Annotated in this window: 14 protein-coding genes; 8 read left to right on the top strand and 6 right to left on the bottom strand. The window is 69.9% G+C overall.

The features are described 5' to 3' along the window. Window positions 1–17: 17 nt before the first annotated feature. Both ACRYM0_RS02655 and ACRYM0_RS02650 read right to left on the bottom strand, forming a co-directional pair. A complete protein-coding gene (locus ACRYM0_RS02655) occupies window positions 18–404 on the bottom strand; it encodes a hypothetical protein (protein ID WP_432501850.1) in 387 nt (128 codons plus the stop codon). A gap of 29 nt (window positions 405–433) precedes the next feature. Further along, the gene (locus ACRYM0_RS02650; protein WP_432501849.1) at window positions 434–1015 is read right to left on the bottom strand and encodes a nucleotidyltransferase domain-containing protein; all 582 of its coding nucleotides are present in this window, start codon (window positions 1013–1015) and stop codon (window positions 434–436) included. 308 nt (window positions 1016–1323) lie between these two features. Here ACRYM0_RS02650 and ACRYM0_RS02645 point away from each other — a divergent pair, with 308 nt between their 5' ends. The 3 genes from ACRYM0_RS02645 to ACRYM0_RS02635 all read left to right on the top strand — a co-directional run bounded on the left by ACRYM0_RS02645 (window position 1324) and on the right by ACRYM0_RS02635 (window position 5964). Further along, window positions 1324–2895, top strand: a complete 1572-nt coding sequence (locus ACRYM0_RS02645) for a hypothetical protein (RefSeq protein ID WP_432501847.1) — start codon at window positions 1324–1326, stop codon at window positions 2893–2895. Further along, window positions 2892–4994, top strand: a complete 2103-nt coding sequence (locus ACRYM0_RS02640; RefSeq protein WP_432501845.1) for a nuclease-related domain-containing DEAD/DEAH box helicase — start codon at window positions 2892–2894, stop codon at window positions 4992–4994. The genes ACRYM0_RS02645 and ACRYM0_RS02640 overlap by 4 nt, the downstream gene beginning before the upstream one ends. A gap of 64 nt (window positions 4995–5058) precedes the next feature. Beyond that, window positions 5059–5964 (top strand): HNH endonuclease, encoded by a 906-nt coding sequence (locus ACRYM0_RS02635; RefSeq protein WP_432501844.1) that lies wholly within the window; start codon window positions 5059–5061, stop codon window positions 5962–5964. A 90-nt stretch (window positions 5965–6054) separates the two neighbouring features. Here the strand turns inward: ACRYM0_RS02635 and ACRYM0_RS02630 are convergent, their stop codons facing one another. Further along, entirely contained in the window at window positions 6055–7764 is a 1710-nt protein-coding gene (locus tag ACRYM0_RS02630; protein WP_432501842.1) for a DUF5635 domain-containing protein, read from the bottom strand. A 572-nt stretch (window positions 7765–8336) separates the two neighbouring features. Between ACRYM0_RS02630 and ACRYM0_RS02625 the strand changes: the two genes are divergently transcribed. Continuing rightward, window positions 8337–11708, top strand: coding sequence for an AAA family ATPase (locus ACRYM0_RS02625; RefSeq protein ID WP_432501840.1), 3372 nt, complete (start codon window positions 8337–8339; stop codon window positions 11706–11708). After that, a complete protein-coding gene (locus ACRYM0_RS02620) occupies window positions 11701–12933 on the top strand; it encodes an McrC family protein (RefSeq protein WP_432501838.1) in 1233 nt (410 codons plus the stop codon). Before ACRYM0_RS02625 ends, ACRYM0_RS02620 begins: the two co-directional genes overlap by 8 nt. Here the strand turns inward: ACRYM0_RS02620 and ACRYM0_RS02615 are convergent. After that, the gene (locus tag ACRYM0_RS02615) at window positions 12885–13520 is read right to left on the bottom strand and encodes a uracil-DNA glycosylase family protein (protein WP_432501836.1); all 636 of its coding nucleotides are present in this window, start codon (window positions 13518–13520) and stop codon (window positions 12885–12887) included. The two genes, ACRYM0_RS02620 and ACRYM0_RS02615, sit on opposite strands and share 49 nt — an antisense overlap. Window positions 13521–13571: 51 nt before the next feature. Here ACRYM0_RS02615 and ACRYM0_RS02610 point away from each other — a divergent pair, with 51 nt between their 5' ends. The 3 genes from ACRYM0_RS02610 to ACRYM0_RS02600 all read left to right on the top strand — a co-directional run bounded on the left by ACRYM0_RS02610 (window position 13572) and on the right by ACRYM0_RS02600 (window position 17611). After that, complete coding sequence (locus ACRYM0_RS02610) at window positions 13572–14204, top strand: hypothetical protein (protein ID WP_432501834.1); 633 nt, start codon at window positions 13572–13574, stop codon at window positions 14202–14204. Window positions 14205–14459: 255 nt separating this feature from the next. Next, window positions 14460–16406: a DNA recombination protein RmuC gene (locus tag ACRYM0_RS02605; RefSeq protein ID WP_432501832.1), complete on the top strand. Its 1947-nt coding sequence runs from the start codon at window positions 14460–14462 to the stop codon at window positions 16404–16406. 236 nt (window positions 16407–16642) lie between these two features. Further along, window positions 16643–17611, top strand: a complete 969-nt coding sequence (locus tag ACRYM0_RS02600; RefSeq protein ID WP_432501830.1) for a hypothetical protein — start codon at window positions 16643–16645, stop codon at window positions 17609–17611. A 26-nt stretch (window positions 17612–17637) separates the two neighbouring features. Here the strand turns inward: ACRYM0_RS02600 and ACRYM0_RS02595 are convergent, their stop codons facing one another. Then, window positions 17638–19347 (bottom strand): DNA/RNA helicase domain-containing protein, encoded by a 1710-nt coding sequence (locus ACRYM0_RS02595; protein WP_432501827.1) that lies wholly within the window; start codon window positions 19345–19347, stop codon window positions 17638–17640. Beyond that, window positions 19334–19618 (bottom strand): nucleotide pyrophosphohydrolase, encoded by a 285-nt coding sequence (locus tag ACRYM0_RS02590; protein ID WP_432501935.1) that lies wholly within the window; start codon window positions 19616–19618, stop codon window positions 19334–19336. Before ACRYM0_RS02590 ends, ACRYM0_RS02595 begins: the two co-directional genes overlap by 14 nt. Window positions 19619–20037: the final 419 nt, after the last annotated feature.

Genomic DNA, 20037 nt, shown 5'->3' with positions numbered 1-20037 from the left:
GTTCGAGCGGGGGGACCTCATCGGCTCCGCAACTGCTGCTCCATGCCCTCGACGAGCTTCTCGGCGTGCCGGACCATCGACGCCGCCTTCTGCGCGGTCATGTACGTGGTGCCGTACTGGGACGTCGTCTTGTCGGCCAACAGGCGGCGCAGTGAGGTGGCGAGCTCGTCGGCGCCACGGATGCTCCCGAGCACGCGAACGGCCTCATGGTGGTCCTGCCCCTGTGGGCGCTGGTGGAGGACGTGACCACAGACGGCGTCGCTGGCAGCGATGCCGGCCAGGGCGGCGAGGGCGCTCGCGACGCGGGGGAGGGCGGGATCGGAGGTGTCGTCCTCGACCATGCGGGCGACCTCGAGGAACTTCCGCGCCGCCTCGGCGCGCACCTGCACCTCCGCTGCCGTCACGGGTTGCATCCGGGGGCCGGGGCGGGGAGTCATCGAGGCGCCTCCAGGAGTCGTTGGATCGTGGGGCCGAGGATCGTCACGGCGTCCTGCTGCCACTCGGCGACGATGGGGTCGCCCGCGGCGACCGCGCGAGCGAGGTCGGTGTGACGGGTTGCGTAGACCTGGACCTCGTTGCCCGTCCACCGCTGCCCGCGAACCTCCAGGTCGGCGACGATCCGGTCGGTGGTGTCGTCAGCGGTGCCGTCGGGGACGACGAGGAGGAGGTCGATGTCGCTGTCCGCTCCCGCTTCTCCTCGGGCGAAGGAGCCGAAGTAGGCCAGCGAGACGTGCCGGTCGTCGGGGAGGTGCTGGTGCACCAGGGCGCGCAGCCGGTCGTCCAAGTCGGCCCGAGGGGTGAAGGCGGCGAGCGCCGCCGCCAAGGCGGGGTGGGCGAGGTGCTCCTCGTTGAGGCGGTACTCGCGCGCCTGCCCGACGCGGCGCGCTTCGACGATCCCCTGCTCGACCAGGCGGTCGAGCGCGACCAGGGTGCCCCGGTAGGAGCCGGTCGCGCTGACGCGGTGCACCTCGCGTCCGGTCATCGGAGTGGTGCGCCGCCAGAGGGTGTGGAGCACGGCGCCTTGAACGGTGGGGAACAGCGCGGAGAGAGGGTGGACCCAGTTCACGTCGCCACCTCCCCCGTCCGATGGAGTGCTTGTATGTGCACTTCAGTGCACATACAAGCACTCCACTGCACCCCGGTCCAGTGGTCGCTGTCGAGGGCCTGCTTCTGCCCTGTGGGAGAGCCCTTGCAGCCGTTCGAGTGCTCCGCCTGCTCCGTTCCGGTACCGCACCTCCGCCTGCTCCGGACTCGTGTCGACAACCCTCCACGTACCTGCCGCTCCACGCAGCAGGTTCTCGAGCAGCACGGGGAGGAGCGGTCGTGCAGGTCCAGTACGTCGTCGACTTCGACGTCCGCTCCCGCACGCACCCGACCGCGCCCGCCGTCCACGACGTGCTGCTGCGGCACGTGCAGGAGTGGCTGGAGAGCGGGCACGAGGGCGTGCCCGACCTGGCCGCCCTGCCCGCGGACGGCTCGTGCGCCCTGATCCGCCGGGGACCCCACCCCGGCTCGCCCGCCGCCGCCGGTCCTCGACAGCTGTCCTGGCACCGGGTGGCCACCGCGAGCAGCACCGCGCAGCGCCTCGACCTGCGGGTGCCCGTCCGGGGCGTTCCGGTCACCCACGTCACCGGTGTCACGCTCGCCGCTGGAGCCGACCACCCCACGGCGACGCTGCGCGTCGTCACCGGCCGCGAGTCGCACGGCGGCTGGATCGCCCCGACACCGCAGACGTTCCTGCGCCGCCCGGTGCTCGTGCGCCGCGTCGTCGAGGACCCCGACCTCGTGGTCTCCGCGTACGGCCGTCCGGTCGACGGCCGGCGCGCCGACGTCACCGGCCCCGCCGAGGCCGAACTGCTCGCCGGAGCGCTGCGCCGCACCGACCGGTTGCCGGTGCTGCTCGTCGCACCCGCCGAGACCTGGCACCTGGAGTTGGCGAACACCGCCGCGCTGGAGCTGCCGGGGCTGGCGAACGTCGTCTGCCTGCGCTCGCGCGGTGCCCGGGACCTCGTCGCCCGGCTGGGCCGCGGGCTCGACGTGCCCGTCGGTGGAGCGCGGCTGGTCTGGCCGCACCTGGAACCGTTGACGCACCCGGTGTTCGGCCCGGAGCGGATCGCGGCCCGGCGCGGTCTCGACGTCGTCGACGAGGTCCTCGGGACGATCGCGCCGCTGGCGGTGGTCTCCCGCGGCATCGACGTCGTGTACCGCACGACCGAGCGGGCGGCCCGCGCCCTGGCGCGCCTGGACGCCCAGCGCCGGCTGGAGGCCGCCACGGCCGCCGGGGACGAGCACCGGCAGGTCGACGCGCTGCGCGGCGAGCTCGACGCGGCCCGGTGCGAGATCGAGGAGTGGGTTCAGGAGGTGCACCGACTCGAGGACGAGGTCACCTCGCTGACGGTCGCCCTCGGCGGGCTCGGGCGGGTCCCGGCACTCCACCGCGTCCCCGACTGGGAGGACGCCCCGCCGCTGGAACCCGACGACGCCGGACCGCTGCTGGACTTCCTCGAGGAGCGCAGCGGCGGCCGGCTGCGCTTCACCAGCGGTGCCGCCCGCAGCTGGCGCAAGTCCGGGTACCTGCACCCGGACCTCATGCGCTCCGCCCTCGTGACGCTCGCCCGGGCCTCGGTGGCCTTCGCCGACTCCCAGGGCCGCATCACCGGTCGGCTGACGGACTGGTTCCGCGCGGAGTTCAGCCTCGACGTGGCCACGACCGACCTGGCCCTCAAGCAGTCCGGCCGCGCGAACTTCGAGTTCGAGGGCCACCGCCTCGACGGTGTCCCGCACGTCAAGCTCGGCGACGCCAAGAGCCTCCGTGAGTGCGGGCGCGTCTACTTCGCCCACCAGAGCGACCCGGCGCGGTTCGTCGTGCACCACGTCGGGGTGCACGACCTGTGAGCGCCGTGACGGCGGGAGCGTCCCAGGACGTCGAGGCCCGGCGCGCGCGTGCCCTCGCAGAGGAGTACCTGCGCCTCGCCGCGCAGCAGCAGCGGATCGTCCGCCGGCACGAGGCCGGCGGTGCAGGTGAGCGCAAGATCGGTGCGCTGCTGCAGCCCATGTCCAGCTCCGGTTGGACGCTGCTGGCCGACCGCCGCTGGCCGGGCACCCGGGCGGCCAACGTGGACCTGCTGCACGTGGGTCCCGGCGGAGTGCTCGTCGTCGACGTCAAGAACTGGCGAGAGGTGCACGTCGAGGACGGACGCCTGTGCCGCGGGCAGGAGGACGCGCACGACGACGTCGACAAGGTGCTGCGCATCGCGGAGCTCGCTGAGCAGACCGTCGCCGAGGTGGGGCTCGCGCCGCTGGAGGTGGTGCCGGTCCTCGTCTTCGTCGGCAAGGCGTTCGGGCCGCTGACCCTGGGCCGGGTCACGGTGATGGGCGAGAAGCACCTCGTGCCGTGGATCAACCGCCGCGGCGATCGCCTCGACGCCGAGAAGCTGCCCGAGGTGCTGGCCGTCCTCGAGCGCGACTTCCCGCCCCACGAGGACGCCGGCCCGGTCGAGATCAGTCCTGTCGTGGTACCGCCCGTCCTGCCGCTGCAGGCCGCCGAGGAGCAGCCGGAGCAGCAAGCCCTCTTCAGCGCCGAGGAACTCGAAGCGTCCCTCCTCGACGGTGCGCTCGCCGCCCCCATCGAGGACTGGATGGCGTTCCTGCACCCCAGCCAGGCCAAGCTCGTCCGCCAGAGCCGCAACGGCCCCGCCCGGGTGCGGGGCCCCGCCGGCACCGGCAAGACCGTCATCGGCCTGCACCGCGCCGCCTACCTCGCCGGCACCCGCCCCGGCCGGCTGCTGTACGTCTCCTTCGTCCGCACCCTGCCGACCGTGCTGGCCGCCACCTTCGCCCGGCTGGCACCCCAGCACGTCGAACGGGTCGAGTTCCGCGGGCTGCACTCGTGGGCGCGGCGGTTCCTCACCGAGCGCGGTGTGCGCCACCGCGTCGACCTCAAAGCCGCCGACACGTGCTTCTGGCGGTCGTGGGCGAGCGTGGGGCGCTACTCGGCGCTCGCCGAGGTTCCGGTGCCCGTGCAGTACTGGAAGGAGGAGATCGCCTCCGTCATCAAGGGGCGGGGGTTGACCGACTTCTCCGAGTACGCCGACCTCACCCGGGTGGGCCGCTCCACGCCCTTGAACCGCGCCCAGCGCGAGGCGGTCTGGCAGCTGCACGCGCACTACTGCGAGCTGCTGCGCTCCCGCGAGCTGCACGACGCGGCGGACCTCCTCTTCCTCGCGCTCGCCGAGGTGCGGCGGCGCCCGCTGGACGAGCCCTACGTCGCCGTCATCGTCGACGAGGTGCAGGACCTCAGCCGCGTCGGCGTGCAGCTGCTGCACGTGCTCGGCGGCGACGGCCCCGACGGGCTGCTGCTCATCGGCGACGGCCAGCAGGCCGTCTACCCGGGCGGTTTCACCCTCTCCGAAGCAGGCATCAACGTCCGCGGCCGCTCCACCGTCCTGGAGACCAACTACCGCAACGCCTCCCGCATCCTCGAGGCGGCCGTGGCCGTCGTCGCCTCCGACGCCTTCGGCGACCTCGACGACTCCCTCGAAGCGGGTGCTCGACGGATGGAGGTCGCCCGCGACGGCGGGGTGACCGTGCGCGTCGACGCCCCCGACGCGCGCAGCCTGGAGATGGCGCTCGTCCAGGCGGTGAACGACCTCGCGGCCTCGGGAGTCGGTCTCGGGGACTGCGCCCTGCTCACCGCCACCACCGCGGACGCGTCCCGGTACGCCGGTGTCCTGCGCCGCGCCGGGCTGCCGCTCGTGCCGTTGGAGGAGTACGCGGGGCAGACGTGCGGGCGGTTCAAGGTGGGCACCATCAAGCGGGCCAAGGGGCTGGAGTTCAAGCACGTCTTCCTGCCGGGACTGCGCGAGGGCGGGTCCGCTGCGAAGCCGGGGGAGTCGGAGATCGCGTGGCGGGAGCGGCTGGAGGTGGAGCGGCGAGAGCTGTACGTGGGGATGACGAGGGCGCGGGACAGCTTGTGGCTGGGGTTCCTCGGGTGAAGAGAGCGTCCGACATGATGAGGACAGCGGAAGACCGTGCGGTCTTCGGGACGAGGAGGTCGTGGTGACGCAGGACGCGGCGCACGAGGAGCGGGAACTGCGACAGTGCGTCATGGACCGCCTCACCCGCGCGGTCTCCGCCAACGGCGGCGTCATCAGCCGCGAGGAGCTGTCGGCGTTCGACCTCGGTGGCGGCACCACGCGCAGGCTCGTCGACGCCTCCGCCGGCATCTGGAACCCGAAGGACCTGAAGGCGACGCTCAGCATCGTCTCCTCGCCCGACGGCCCGTACGACGACCGAGACATCGACGGCGGCCTCTTCCGCTACGACTACCGCGCCGGGTCCACGCAGGGTCAGAACACCAAGCTCCGGCGGGCCATGGAACTCGGTCTGCCGATCATCCTCCTGCGCAAGATCGCCCCAGGTGTCTTCGTCCCCGTCTTCCCCGTGTACGTCGTCGAGGACGACCGGAAAGCTCACCAGTTCGTCATCGCCCTCGACGAGTCGCTGCGGTTCCTGCGCGACCCGCTGCACCCGACCACCGACGAGCGGCGCTACGCCGAACGCATCACCAAGCAGCGCCTGCACCAGCCGGAGTTCCGTGGCCGCGTCATCCAGGCCTACAGCACCCGCTGCGCCGTCTGCCGGCTCGCGCACGGCGAGCTGCTGGACGCCGCGCACATCGTCGACGATTCCGACGCCGAGCTCGGGCAGCCGGTCGTCAGCAACGGCCTGAGCTTGTGCACCCTGCACCACCGCGCCTACGACCACGGCTTCCTCGGCATCACGCCCGACTACGAGGTGCGCATCGACTCCGCGTTGCTCGACGAGGTCGATGGCCCGGTGCTGCGGCACGGGTTGCAGGAGATGCACCGGCAGCGTCTCCAGCTGCCGGCACGCCGCGCGGATCACCCCGACCCCGAACGATTGGCGTGGCGCTGGGAGAAGTTCGGCGCCGCTTCGGCCTGAGCGCGGTCGTCAACGAGGTGGTGCGGCGGGGGCCTGCACCGATGAACGCCATCCCTTCCACACCCGCGCCGACAGAGCAGGGCTCGAGCATCAGCGGCGAACAGGGGAGCTCGACGGCTCACCCTCACTGTCTCCCGCACGAAGGAAGTGAGCTGAGCGGCCGCGGCTCGCCCCTCGCTGAACGAAGCCGTCCGCCTCCAGCCGCTGCAACAGCGACAAGGACGCTTGCCCGGAGAACGTGGTGATGCTGGAGACCTCGCCACTGGTGATGCGCTCGTGCGACCGCAACCACGTCTCGACGAGCCGCCGGGCTCCGAGCGCGTCGGGCCGCCACCAGGTGAGGAGCCCTCGTCGCTTGGCGACAGCCACAGCGGTGGTGTCGCTCGTGGCGGCGGTGGTGAGCCCGGAACCGGCGGTCCACGTCGCCGTACCGGTCAGCTGCGCCACCGGCTTCCCAGCGATGGTGCACGTGCTCACCACGTCCAGCGCGTCGACGGCCTCGTCCTCAGGTACCTGGAGCAGTTCCGCGAGGGTGGTCGGGGTGACGAACCCGTCTCTGAGGAGGGCGTGGACGGCGAGCACGACACGGACGTCCTGCTGCCGCACCACCGGCGTCACCCCAGTCGTCACCGCGACGACCGCCGCGAGCGGGTGACCGCCGACGAGGCGAGCCCGCACCTGCGGGCCGGTCTCCTCCCGGATGCTGGGTGCCCGGTGCCCGAGGGCCACCATGTCGCGGTACATCCGGTCGACACCGACGCCCTGCCTCTCGACGAGCCCCATGGCTCGGGTGAGATCGGCGAGTGCCGGGTTCCTGGAGTAGCGCGCGGAGAGCACGGACCCGGCGGTCACCCCGCCGGCGAAGCCTCCGGGGGAGACGACGTCGAGGGTCGCGTCCTCCTGCACCCACGTGACGCGCACCGGGTCGGCAGGCAACCAGTCGCGGTGCACGACGGCGTTGAGGAGGACTTCCCGCACCGCCGGCCACGGCACGCGGCGCACCGAGGCGATGCGCAGTCCGGCCTGCTGGGGAACACCGGTGTCGAGGGCGTCGAGCCGCGTCTCCACCTCGACGAGCTGCTCGACGACGCTGAGGCCGCTCAGGTCTGGCGGGGGCAGCACGACACTGCCACCGGGGACGTCGAGGGCGACCAGTTCGATGATCGTGCGTGGTGAGGGGCAGAACATCAGGGCGCCGGCAGCGGTGAGGTGGCCGTCGGGGAGCAGCGCCCCCAAGCGCGTCAGGAGGTCCCGGGCGGGCAGATCGGCCAACATCCCCGGATCACCGGCGGTGCTGCGCAGCAGTCGCTGCACGGCCCCGACGGCACCGGGAGCCAGGTCCGCCGAGGTCCTCGTCGTGGTGGCCAGGAGGGGGTCGTGACCCTGCCGGCGCAGGCGCTGGGCCCACCACTCGGAGCGGTCGACGGGAGCGCAGGTGGCGCCGACGCGCCAGCGCAACCTGTCGAGGGTGTCAGCGACCGGCTCGCGGGCTTCCGCGACGAGGACGACGAGGACGCGCGTGCCGTCGGGGAGGAAGCGCTCGTCGACCGCGGGCGCCACGTCGATGCGTTCGCTGATGCGCTGACGCAGCCAGTCGCGGTCGGTGTCGGCGCCGATGAGGGAGCCGTCATCAGCGACGCCGATGATCAGCGCGCCTCCGCCGACGGAGTTGGCCAGGCACGCCACTTCGTCCGCGAGCTGCTCCGCCACCGCTTGGTTGCGCGGCTCACCGGGGTGGACGCGGCCGCCGGCCCCGCGACGACCGCGCTCCTCCTTGAAGTCGACCCTCTCCGTCTCCACTGCTTCCGCGGTCGCTCCCTGAGCGAGCAACGAGAGGGCTTGCTCGACCGCGGCGAGCAGGCGCCGACGGTCGTCCCACGCCTCACCGCCGGGCTGAATCGTCACCGCAACGCCCCCGCTCAGCCTTAGCTTGTGATTTCCGGCTCAGTAAATCACAAGCAACGTGACATCAGGTGTGGATGCTGGTGCTTCGCTCCAGTGATCCAGCTCGTCTGACAGGTCGATCGCAGCGGCGCAGGACACGGACCGCACGGTGGTCCGTAGGGCGGCGTGGAGGTGAGGCGACTCGCAGGTGTGGAGCGGCCGGATCGCGCCTTACCCTCACCTCGCTGCCACGACCGCCGCGCGTCTACCCGACTCCCGACTCCACCCCACCTCGAGGGCGACGACGTTCCGGGGGCGCACCTCCGTGATCGCCACCCACCCCGACGAGGTGCACGGCCAGCTCCTGCGGGCTCTGGACTGGAGGGCGCACAGGCCTGGACGGTGGGCTTGCAGTCGCGAGCGTCTGGTGCGACTGCTGCGGTGGCGTGTTCGGTAGGTCGTCCGTCCTCGCGAGCCCGTGCCCCTCCGTGCCTTCGCGCTCGTACCTGGTCCCGATACGGTGCCAGAGCACCAGTCGGCGGAGGGGGAGCATGGCCAGCGCAGCAGAGTTGCTCGAAGGCTTCACCCCGCCGACGCCGTTCACCGTGGACGTTCCCACCTCAGCCCCAGCAACGAAGGCTGTGCACGTCCTTCACGACGAGGACGGCACCGTCGTCTACGTCGGCCAGTCGGGCAACCTCCGGCAACGGTTGCGCAACCACTTCTCCGGCGGTTCCGTGCTGCGCGACCAGGTCCTCGCTGAGATCGATCCGGCGGTCCAGGACCTGCAGGAGGCCTTCGCGAAGTTCGCGATCTCCTGGCGCGAACTGGACGATCCGGCTGCCCTCAAGGCCCGTCTGGTGGAGCACCTGCGACCCCGCTACAACAGGCAGGATCGCCGTGGACCCGCGACGTGGTGGGTCAACCAGGGCCGCGCCTTCTCCGATGAGGCCCGCGTCGGTGTCGTCTTCGCCGGCCTCGGCGGCAACGCCGTCGCCCACCACCGCGACGTCGGCCGGATGACTGTCGGCGACACCGTCGTGCACTACTGCCGCGGGTACGTCGTGGCGCTCGGCCAGGTCGTCACCGAGCCGGTGCAAGCCCGCCGGCCCTACGGCCCCGTCGCCGAGCGCGACCACGGTTGGCTGACCCGCGTCGAGTACTTCGACCTCCCCGACGCGCTGCCGCTCACCGCTCTACCGGAGCGGTCGGCCAGTGACGGACCCTTCGACAAGAACGGCGCGGTCAAGCAGGGGTACCTCTTCCCGCTGACCGACGACTACGCGGACGCGATGCGCGGTCTCACCGAGTGGCCCGCGGGCTCACCCTGGTCGGGGCACGAGCGCAAGCACTGGCTGTTCCAGGCCAACCCCCGGCAGTGGGACATCGTGGCGAAGCTGCCGAGCATGCCGACCGGGCACGTGCAGGACTGGACCGTGACCCGCTACCGCACCGAGATGAAGCCGGGTGACGGGGTGGTGCTGTGGGCGTCCGGGACCGACGGTGGGCTGCACGTGCTGGGACGGCTCACGTCAGAGCCCCGGGTGCGACCGACCCCTGACTTCCGGCCCGACGACGCGGACCCCGAGGAACACCGCGTCGACTTCCGCGTCGTCCGGCACATCACCCCGCACATCACACGCACCGTCGCCAAGACCACTCCCGAGCTGGCCGACCTGGCGGTGCTGAAGCTCGCCAACGCGACGAACTTCAAGGTCACGCTCCCCCAGTGGCGGGCCATCCACGCACTCGTGCCCCTCGGCGATGTCCCGGACGGCACCGACTGGAGCGGCTTGCTGCACTGGGCTGAGCGCTTCGCCGAGACGATCGACCTCGAGGCCGAGGAACGGAGCTACAAGGTCCACGCCGCTCAGCTCCTGGTCGAGGCCCGGTCGTCCCTCAGTGACGGCAACGACTGGCAAGCACCGTTGCTCGCGGCCCTCAGAGCCACCAACACCTTGGGGTGGCGGACGACGGACCAGGTGCGGAAGTGGATCACTGCGGGCCCCGGATCCGTCCACGCAGCGCTCGACGCCCTGTGGTCCAGTGGCGATGTCACGACCGCAGTCGAGGACTTCAGCCGCTTCGTCCCCACCACGATCACGCACCCTGGGACGAGCGCGGCACTGGCGTCGTTGCTGCTCGGTGCCGTGGACGTCACGCGGTACCCGGTGTACCGGCTCAACGCGTTCCAGAAAGCGTACACACACGTGGGTTGGTCGCCCGAGAACAGCCCCGAGCCGGCCGCCCGCTACGCCGAGGCGCTGCGCTTCCTCGACGAGTTCCGAGATCGGTACAACGTCCGCGACGGCTCGAGCCTGCAGGACCGGCTGGACACCCAAGGATTGCTGTGGCGGGTGCTGTCCGGCGAGCCTCCGGAGCCGTGGGATCAGCAGGAGAAGGACGCCTACGCCCGGTTCGTCGGAGGAGGAGACGTGGAAGACCTCACTGAGCTGGTGACTCGCTTCCGCGAAGACACGGGCTACCCCACCGACATCGCCGTCCAGCGCGGCGTCGAACGGGAGGAGCTCGCTGTCGCGTTGACCCCGGAAGCACTCGCCGACCTCGACGTCGCCGCGTTGAACCGGTTGGCGGGTCCGGCCTACGGTTCACCCGGCCCCCAACCGGGCTTCAACGCGCTCCTGCAGAGCGAAGACGGCCGCATGCGAGTCGCCCGGACGCTGCAGCACCTGCTGCACGGTTCGGGGAACGTGGCGTCGCGACTCGAGGACTGCCTCAGCGGGGAGCACAAGTTGCCCAGGGTCGGTGAGGCGATCATGAGCAAGGCGCTCGCCGTCAACCAGCCCGACCTCTGGTTCCCCGGGTACGTCTCCAGCGGCAAAGCAGGCAAGCTGGCCGTGCTGGAGCTCCTGGGCAGGCCCGACTCCCGTGAAGGGTCACCGGCCGAGGTCGCGGTGCGGACGAACAACACGATCCGCCGGCTGCTGGAACCGTACTTCCCCGACGACCCCTGGGGCATGCAGGCGTTCTCCTGGTGGCTGCTGCACCGCGAGCACGTGCCCGAGTCATCACTAGCGGCACTCGCCGACGAGATGTACCTGACTGAGGACTTCTTGGCCGAAAGCGTTGAGCTCCTGCAGGACAAGGGGCAAGTCGTCTTCTACGGTCCGCCCGGGACGGGGAAGACGTTCGTCGCCCGCAAGCTCGCCGGGCACCTCGCGCCCGGTGGTGGCATCGTGGAGAAGGTCCAGTTCCACCCGTCCTACGCCTACGAGGACTTCATCGAGGGGTACCGGCCGCGGCTGTCCGAGAGCGGGCAGGTCACCTACGAGGTCGTCGACGGGCCGTTGAAGCGGATCGCCGCGCAAGCAACCGAGCGCCCGGACGTGACCCATGTCCTGCTCATCGACGAGCTGAACCGCGGGAACGTGGCGAAGATCCTCGGGGAGCTGCTCTTCCTGCTGGAGTACCGCGATGAGGAGATCCGGCTGCAGTACTCCGAGACACCGTTCGCCTTGCCGGCCAACCTCAAGATCATCGCGACGATGAACACAGCTGACCGCTCCATCGCCCTCGTCGACACGGCGCTGCGACGACGGTTCCACTTCGTGCCGTTCTTCCCCGACACCCCGCCGATCGACGGGGTGCTGCGACGGTGGCTCACGGACCAGGCTCCAGACCTGCTGTGGGTGGCCGACGTCGTCGACCGGGCGAACGCGCAGCTCGCCGACCGCAACCTCACCATCGGGCCCAGCCACTTCCTGCGCGCCGGGTTGACGGAAGGGGCGGTGCAGCGGGCGTGGACGTACTCGGTGCTGCCGTTCCTCGAGGAGCACTTCTACGGCGACCCCACCGCGCTCGAGCCGTTCGCGCTCGACCGGCTGCGCGCGGGTGGGTGAGCGGTCGCTGGTGCTCACCGAGCACCAGCTCAGTGACCCCGTCGAGCTGACGGTGCAGGAGCGGGACGCTGTGCGCAGCGCGGTCGACGGGCTGTCCGTGGTGCCTGAGGCGGGCACCACGGACACCTACCGGTTGACCTGCGGGTCGACGGTCGGCGTCGTCACGGTCGGCGACCTCGTGCTGGAGCTGCGGCCCAAGGTGGGGCTCGCTCCCTTGTTGTTCATGCTCGCCTACCGGTCGTCGCCGGCCACTTGGCGGTCAGCGACATCGCTGGCAGCGGACGCGACGTTGAGCGAGGCGCTCGTCGACCTCTTCGCCCGGTTCGTCCACGACGCGACACGTGGCGGTCTCCTGCACTCGTACCGCCGCGAACAGGACGCCCTGACGACCGTGCGCGGCCGGGTGCGGATGACCGACCAGATGAGCCGCCGTCGTGGTCTGGCGCTACCCGTCGAGGTCGAGTTCGACGAGTTCACCCCCGATGTGCTGGAGAACCAGATCCTCCGCTCAGCGGTCGACCGACTGCGGCGGTTGCCCCTGCGCTCGGAGACCTCCACTCGATCGTTGACGCGTCTGCACCACGTGCTGCACGGCATCTCACCGTTGCGGGGGAGCCGTTACGTCCCGGAGCCGCGGTGGACGCGGTTGAACGCCCACTACCGGCCGTCCGTGTCCCTCGCTTCAGCGTTGCTCGTCGGCGGTCTGGAGGCACGAGCGGGTGCTCACGCAGCCGCCGGGATCCTCGTCGACATGAACGCCCTCTTCGAGGACTTCGTGCGGACCGCGCTGCGGGAAGCGCTCGGAGTGAGCGAGCGGGAGCTCCCCTCCGGGCGTTCAGGACCGCGACACTGGCTGGACCTGGACCACCGGGTACCGCTGGAGCCGGACTTGACGTGGTGGCGCGGCGGGCGGTGCGTGTTCGTCGGGGACTGCAAGTACAAGCGGGCTCACGGGAGCGTGCCGAACGCGGACGTCTACCAGATGCTGGCGTACCTCACGGCGTACGACCTGCACGAAGGGCTGCTGCTGTACGCAGCCGGGGAGGCGGACGTGGAGGACGTGCGCATCGCGATCGCGAACAAGCGCGTGCGCGTGCGGACGGTGGATGTCGCGGGTGATCCGGAGTCGGTGCTGAGCGCGGTGGCGGACGTGGCGGAGGTGGTGCGCGCTCAGCATCAGGCGGGTTCGAGTGGGATCGACAGCGACCTGGCTACTTCAGCGTAGGCGGCCTGGCGGTGCGCAGCCCGAGCCGCCCGCACCTCAGGGTCCGGGTGGAAGAGGGCCTGGGGGCTCGGGCTGTAGGTGCGGACGACGGGCAGTCTCGAGCGGAGAGCGGGGTACCGCACCACGGCGTGCTGCCAGCACCGTTGGGCCTCGCCTCCGTGGAGCAGGATCACACGGAGGTCGGGGAGCAGATCGAGCAGACGCACCAGGGGCTCGCTCCCGGCCTTGACCTGCGTCGTCGAAGGAGCACCGTCGATCAGCCACGGGTAGGCGTTCCACAACACGATGGACCGGGTGTCGATGCCGACCCCGACGAGCAGCTCGGACATCGTCTTCGCCGTTTCGTCGTCGTTCTCGGTCGACAGGAAGCCCGAGCCGCCCCTCGCTGCAGTGGCCCGACCAGGGCTGCGCAGGACGAGGAGGGCCCGCGCGTCGACACCGCCGTGGTGCGGCGCGACGTGCGGCACCCATCCAGCGCCAGTCGCACGCAGCGCGTCGACGAGCTCGTTCACGGGGCGGACGTGCTCGGCGTACGAGCCCTCGCGTTGTCGAGTGCGGAAGAGCGGGTCCGCCATGCGTCTGGCCACGTCGACATCCTCCTCCGCGACCCGCGTGAACGCCGAGGTTCCTGAGAACGGGTGACGACGTCGCGCTCATCCTTCCGCGAGGTCGTGCGTCCGGGCACGATGGTGATCGTGGGCAGGGTGCATCTCAATGCCGGCGGCAAAGGGCCGCAGGAGATCCGGATGGGGTCCAGAGGGGCCAGTGAGCGCTTGCGGCCACCGGGTGACGACATCTCGCCGGTGCGGACGGCTGGCCGCGAGGGCGCTCGTGTCTGTGACGTGTGCCGCTCCACCCGTGGGGTGACCGTTCGAAGCGGCGAAGCGCTCTGCGCCTCTTGCCGCGACGACCGCAAGCTCGTCACCGAGGTGCGTCGACTCTGCCGGCGCGAGAGCTTGCCGCCCATCGGGGTCCCCGTCACCAAGGGGTCGCCGTACGAGAAGCTGCGCCGCGACGCGGCCGCCGCCAGTGAACGGCTGAAGGCGAAGAAGCCTGCGGGCCCGAAGGCGCGCGGTCGCACGACAGCGGCTGCGCGGAGCACCGCCCGGGTGTTCGCGGGCGCGGATCCAGCGGGTGTTCGGAGCTTGCAGGCGAGGAAGAAGGCGTTGGCCCGCCGCCTCCAGGAGCAGCTCACCCCTGAGGAGCGTCGCCGAGCACGGACGGAGTTCAACGCCGTCATGCAGGTGTTGACGGCACTCGACAGCAGGTAGGTGCGTCCCTGGAGGGGGTCGGCCGCTGGCGAACGAGAGGTGGACCGACCGGGTGAGTGGATCACCGGGGGGTGTGACGCTCCGTGGTGCCGGCCTCGACTGACGGGTGGACGTCTCGACGACCTCCTCAGGCTCGTGGCGTTTCGCTCCGAATCACTCCTGGTCGCTGTCTGCAGCGACTGAGGACCGTGGTGCCCGCCGCAATCGTCGACGGTTGTGCGGTGACACCCGAGGAGAGGTCGAACAGTGACGTACGTGTCGATCGTCGGTGCCGTGATCTCCCTGGTCACTGCCGTCTTCGCCCTGCTCGCTTGGCGTGCCGCCTCGCGCCATGACGTCGGTGACGGCGACCCGTCCGTGGGTCGGGGCCTGCAGGCGGTGCACACCCTGGTCGAGGGCGTCGCCGGCTCTCTGCGCGACGAGCACGACCGTCTCCGCTCGGCGCAGTCGAGCGGCTTCTCCGACCTCCGCACCTCGCAGGCCGGGGAGCTCGGACACCTCCGTCAGGAGGTGCAGGCGCAGATCAGCGGCGTCCAGGACCTCCTGCGGCGCAGCACCGCTGAGTCCGGTGCCACGTTGACCAGCTTCAGCGAACGCAGCGTCGAGCGGTTCGACCAGGCTCAGGAGCGGATGTCGCGCCAGCAGGCGGCGGAGCTGCAGTCGCTGCGGGAGGCCGTCGCAGAGCAGGTCAAGCAGCTCGTCGAGCGCTCGGACGCGCTTCGGCAGGAGATCAGGGCGGAGCAGCAGCGTGCGGCCGAAGCCGGGCGCCTGGCCGCTGAGGCGTTGGCCGCGTCGCAGAAGACAGCCATCGACGAGCTGCGGACCTCCCTCACCGAGCGGGTGAGCGACCTCGTCCAGCGCAGCGAGGCGGCGCGGGACCAGCAGGCCGAGGCTCTCCGCACGGCGGGTGAGCAGACGCGGCACGAGCTGGCCGGGTTCCGTGAGGAGCTCACCGCGACGACCGCCGGTCAGCGCCAGGCTCTCGCCGACCAGCAGGGGAGCATCACCCAGCGACTGGGTGAGCTCACCGCGACGATGACCCAGGAGCAGCACACCGCCCGTCGCGAGCTGCAGACGAACCTGCAGAGCATGACCGAGTCCAACGAGCAGAAGCTCGAGAGGATGCGGGAGACGGTCGCGGAGAAGCTCGACGCCACCCTCGGCGACCGCCTCAATTCCAGCTTCCAGCAGGTGACGAGCCAGCTGGAGAGCGTCCACAAGGGGCTGGGCGAGATGCAGACCTTGGCGCAAGGTGTCGGATCGCTCCAGCGAACGTTGACCAACGTCAAGACCCGTGGTGCGTGGGCCGAGCTCCACCTGGAGGCCTTGCTGAGCGATGTCATGACGCCGGACCAGTACCGCCGCCAGTGGAGGGTCGTGCCGGACTCCAACGAGGTCGTCGACTGCGCCATCAAGCTGCCCGGTGGCGAGGACGGCACGCCGGTCTGGTTGCCGATCGACTCGAAGTTCCCCACGACGTCGTACGAGCAGCTCCTGGCCGCTCACGAGAGCGGTGAAGGCGTCGACGCTGCTCAGAAGGCGCTGCTCGCCGACATCAAGCGCGAGGCTGCGTCCATCTCGCGCAAGTACGTCCGCGCGCCGCACACGACGGACTTCGCCGTCATGTACTTGGGGACCGAAGGGCTCTTCGCCGAGGTCGTCCGCCACGCGGGTCTCCTGCAGCTGCTGCGCAACGAGCACCGCGTGGTCGTCGCCGGCCCCACGACCCTCACAGCGCTGCTCGGGTCGATGTCCATGGGCTTCCGGACGCTCGCGATCCAAGAGCGCTCCAGCGAGGTGTGGCGGGTGCTCGGGAAGGTGAAGAGCGAGTTCGAGAAGTCGGGCGCTGTGTGGGAGAAGCTGGAGAAGCAGCTCCTGACGGCTGGCAAGACCGCGCAGAGCGCGGGCGTGCGTCACCGAGCCATCGCGCGGAGCCTGCACGACGTCGAGTCGACGGAGCTTCCGCCGAGGGAGCTCGGTGCCGACGCGCAGTTCACCATCGACACGCTCGAGGGCCGGGAGAGCCTGCAGGACTTCGACGAGTCCTTCGAGCTCGAGGAGGCCTCGACCACGGTGGCGGATACCACGATCATCCGCCAGTGGGCGCGGGAGAACGGACTGCCCGTCAGCGATCGTGGACGCCTGGCCGATGACGTCGTGCGCGAGTTCCACGCCGCCCAGGAAGGGCAGTCGGCGCAGTGAGCGACGTACTGCCCGATCTGGCTACCGTGCTGGCCTCGGCGCTCCAGGTGCCCGATCAGCTGGACCTCGCCCTCTTCTGTGCGGGCAGGAGGAAGGTGGCGCCGGTCTCACGATGAGCTGCAGACGCGGACGACTCCGCACCCCGCTCTCGAGCGAGCTCCCCGAGAGGGATGTCCGGAGCGAGTGGCACAGTGGATCGTGACGGCTCGCTCACCTCACGCTCGGGAGTGGTTGCCATGACTCTTGCCGGTGCCCGCGTCGAACGGCGAAGTGCTGGGCAGAAGGCACTCACCGGGGACGACGCGTTGCAGATCGCCTTCGACGCCCTCAGCGTCGACGATCTTCGCTTCGCGCAGCTCGACGCGTCGAGCTCGCTGGCTCTTCAGCTGCGATCCGTCTTCGGGGTCGAGGCCGAACGAGCCGTCTTGATGCTCATCCACGCCACTGCGGTGTCGTTCAGCGTTGAGCAGTACCGCCGGCTCCCCGTCCTGCGCCCCTACGCGATCCGCGATGGGCGAAAGCGCAAGGGGAGTGGAGGGTCGGAACTGTGGGGAGTCCCCGACGAGTCGGGCTACTTCAGCGATGACAACAGCTTGCTGAAAGCCCTCCCGAAGGGGATGGACATCGTCAGTGACGACCCGCGTCTCGTCGGTCGGCGAGTCACCACCGGGTGGACGTGCTGCCACGCCTGGAGGTCGTTGTCGACGGGAGCTCAGGCGTCGAAGCGTGGACTCTTGAACTCCTTCGTGCCCGTCGTGACGTGGTTGCCGACGTCGTTGGCGCACTTCACGGATCGAGAAGGCTCACCCGCTCAGGGATTGCTCAAGGAGATGGCCATGTCCTTCGTCTGCGCGGTTCCTGCACCGTTGATCCCCTACGTGGATCGAGCGTGGTCCTTGCTGGTGCCGGAAGGGGTCGAGCAGTCCCCCGTCTCGCCCCGGCACCGGTTCATGTTCTCCGAGAAGTTCGTCTCACGACGGGTGCAGAGCATCCGGGAGGTGGCGCAGCTCCTGGAGGACCCGCCGCGGCACCAGAACCCGAGGCTGCTCAACTCCCGTTACCGGCAGGGCGTGCTTGAGCTGAGCGGTGAGCGTCGGCACGCCTTGGCGGCGGCTCTGACCGGATACGCGGACGCAGTCGTTGCGGCACCTTCTTCGGCGGTGCGGGAGGGGAAGAGCCCTCCTTTCCCCGGATCCGAGAGCTGAGCGCCAGGTTCAGCGTGCCCGCGTCATCACAGGAATTGCCGCAGGTGCTCGCGCAGGGGTGGGTCGCAGACGTACACGTACGTCCCGAGGATGCCGCGGGTCAACAAGACGGCGTAGATGTTCTTGACGTACTGGAGCACGTCCTCGTCCGTGTACGTGATCCCACGTTTCGGGTTGTTCTGCATCCCCTTCTTGTCGTGGTAGTGGGAGCGGTCGAAGTAGATCCGCTCGGTTGCGGTGTCGAAACGCAGATCGAGTCCGATGATGACGGCTGCGGTGTTCAGATCGTAGCCCTGTGTGGTGTGGATCGAGCCTACTTCGTCGAGGGACCCGGGCGAGTTGATCCAGTCGACGTCCGTGCTGTTCCACCGCAGTTGTCGGCCGCCGATCGTGATGTCGAAAGCGTTGGGGTCCTTCCTGCTCGCCCACGGCCACGCGTACCCGGCGATCGTTCGTGCGAGTCCTGCCTCGGCGTCCCTCTGCGCGACCGCGGTCAGCATCTCGTCGAAGTCGTCGAAGAAGCGCAGGTCGTACCCAGGGAACGTCTGGTGTTCGGTGGCTGCGCCGTCGAGGACGCGACGGATGTAGTCGACGTAGTCGGCGCCGGCCCGTACTCGCATCTGCGTCGTCAGCGAGTAGTGCCGATCAACGGCCTTCGCGGTCGCGGTGAGGTCGTCGAGGGCTTCACGGGGGACGTCGGCTGGTCGGACCGCTTGAGCGGCATCCAACAGGTAGATCTGGTGCCTGCTCACGGCGTTGATCCAGTCCAGCTGGGTGAGGTTGAGGTCGTCACTGCCGAAGAGGTGCTCGTTGATCCGGGGGAAGAGCGCGTTCAAGGCTCCTGACGCGAGGCTCGCGCGCTGGTTGAGGCGATGCGTTTCATCGACGATCAGGAGGTCGAAGGGCGTCTTCGTCTGCGCGGCTTCGAAGGGGCTCATCACCATGGACGGCGCGAGGCCCGGTGTCTTGCCGAAGACGTTCTCGATGGACTTGCGCAGGGACTGCTGCGGCACCACCAGTCCGATGCGGAAGTCCTTGAGCAGCTGCGGGTACCCCTCCACGAAGAACTCCGAGAGGATGGAGTCCCCCTCCGCTGGCTCGCTCAGGTCGGCGTGCTGGATGTCGCTCAGCAGCTTGATGAGGTAGATGGCCACGATCGTCTTACCGGTACCCGGGTCGCCTTGGATGACCAGTCGACTGGGGACTTCCTCCTCCAAGTCGTTGAAGAGGCCATTCAGGATGTCTTCGACGGCGATGGCCTGCTCCGAGGTCAACGCCTTGAAGGGTGAGAGCTTGAAGAGGTCGGTGTTCTCGATCTCCTTCACCGAGCGGTTGAAGGCGCCCCGCTTCCGGAGCTCCTCGAAGATGTCCTCGAACGCCTTCTGGTAGCCCTGACGGCCGTAGTAGTCGGCATTGGTGACACCGTCGTTGCGGTTGAGCACTTCGTACTTGCCGTCACCTGCGAAGAGCCGGATGAGGTAGGACTCCAGGTCCAGGCAGACCGACTTGTTGAAGGTGGGGTCCACGACGACGCGGGCTCGGCGAACTGGCTTCTTCCCCGCCTCGAGGTGCTGCTTGAAGCGACCGGCGGCGTTCAGTGATTCACCGACGTATACCTTGCCAGGACCCTCGAGCGTGTACACGACCGGCCAGTTGCGGTGTCGTTCGTCGACCTGCGCCCATGCGGCGACGCTCTTGCCGTTGAACGGGACCTCTTCGATCTCAAAGCTGGTCATGCTTGGTGCTCCTGCCGCGGGCCTTGTCGACGGGGTACTTGGTGCGGGTCTCCTGGAGCTTGTCCAGGACGATCTCGTCCACGTCCAGGTCGAGCTTGTCCGCCAGCAGGTGGCAGTAGGTGAGCACGTCGGCGAGCTCGCTGCGGACCCGCTGGTGATCACCGTCCGGCGACCACTGGAAGCACTCCAGGAGCTCGGCCGCTTCGATCACGATGCTTTTGGCGAGGTTCTCGGGCGTGTGGAACTGGTCCCACTCCCGTTCGGCGACCATCGCGCGGATCTGCGCCATCACGCCTTCGTCGATCACCCGGGGATGCTAGTGCCCCGCACGACGGGCGAGGCTGCGCTGGCGGTCGTCGCCCCGGCCCACCGGCCGAGACACTCGTTCCGGCACCTCCTGTCGGTTGTCTGCGGCAAGATGCTGACGGGTCGTGAAGGGGGATGCACGTGGTGGAGACAGGGTCGGGACGCCGTCGAGAGATGGTCGGTCAAGTCAGCTCGCTGGTGGACTTCCTGCGGGCGTTGGCGACGATGGGCTCGGAGCCGGTGCGCGACGTCCAGGCGCAGCCGCACGTCCTCTGGTGGGAGGACCTGCCCGCTGAGATCAGCGTGGACGCCACCGCCGGTCCTGGATCCCGCCTGGCCACCTTCCCCGCGCTGGCTGCCGAACCGCCCCCGGCCCTTCCCGCG

The organism is Kineococcus arenarius subsp. arenarius (genome assembly GCF_050871845.1).
Classification (GTDB): domain Bacteria; phylum Actinomycetota; class Actinomycetes; order Actinomycetales; family Kineococcaceae; genus Kineococcus.
This window is presented reverse-complemented; position numbering and strand designations above follow the sequence as displayed.

Coding starts and splice junctions, on each gene's coding strand:
- ACRYM0_RS02600 (WP_432501830.1), top strand. CDS start 16,643: ATGACTCTTGCCGGTGCCCGCGTCGAACGGCGAAGTGCTGGGCAGAAG.
- ACRYM0_RS02595 (WP_432501827.1), bottom strand. CDS start 19,347: ATGACCAGCTTTGAGATCGAAGAGGTCCCGTTCAACGGCAAGAGCGTC.
- ACRYM0_RS02590 (WP_432501935.1), bottom strand. CDS start 19,618: ATGGTCGCCGAACGGGAGTGGGACCAGTTCCACACGCCCGAGAACCTC.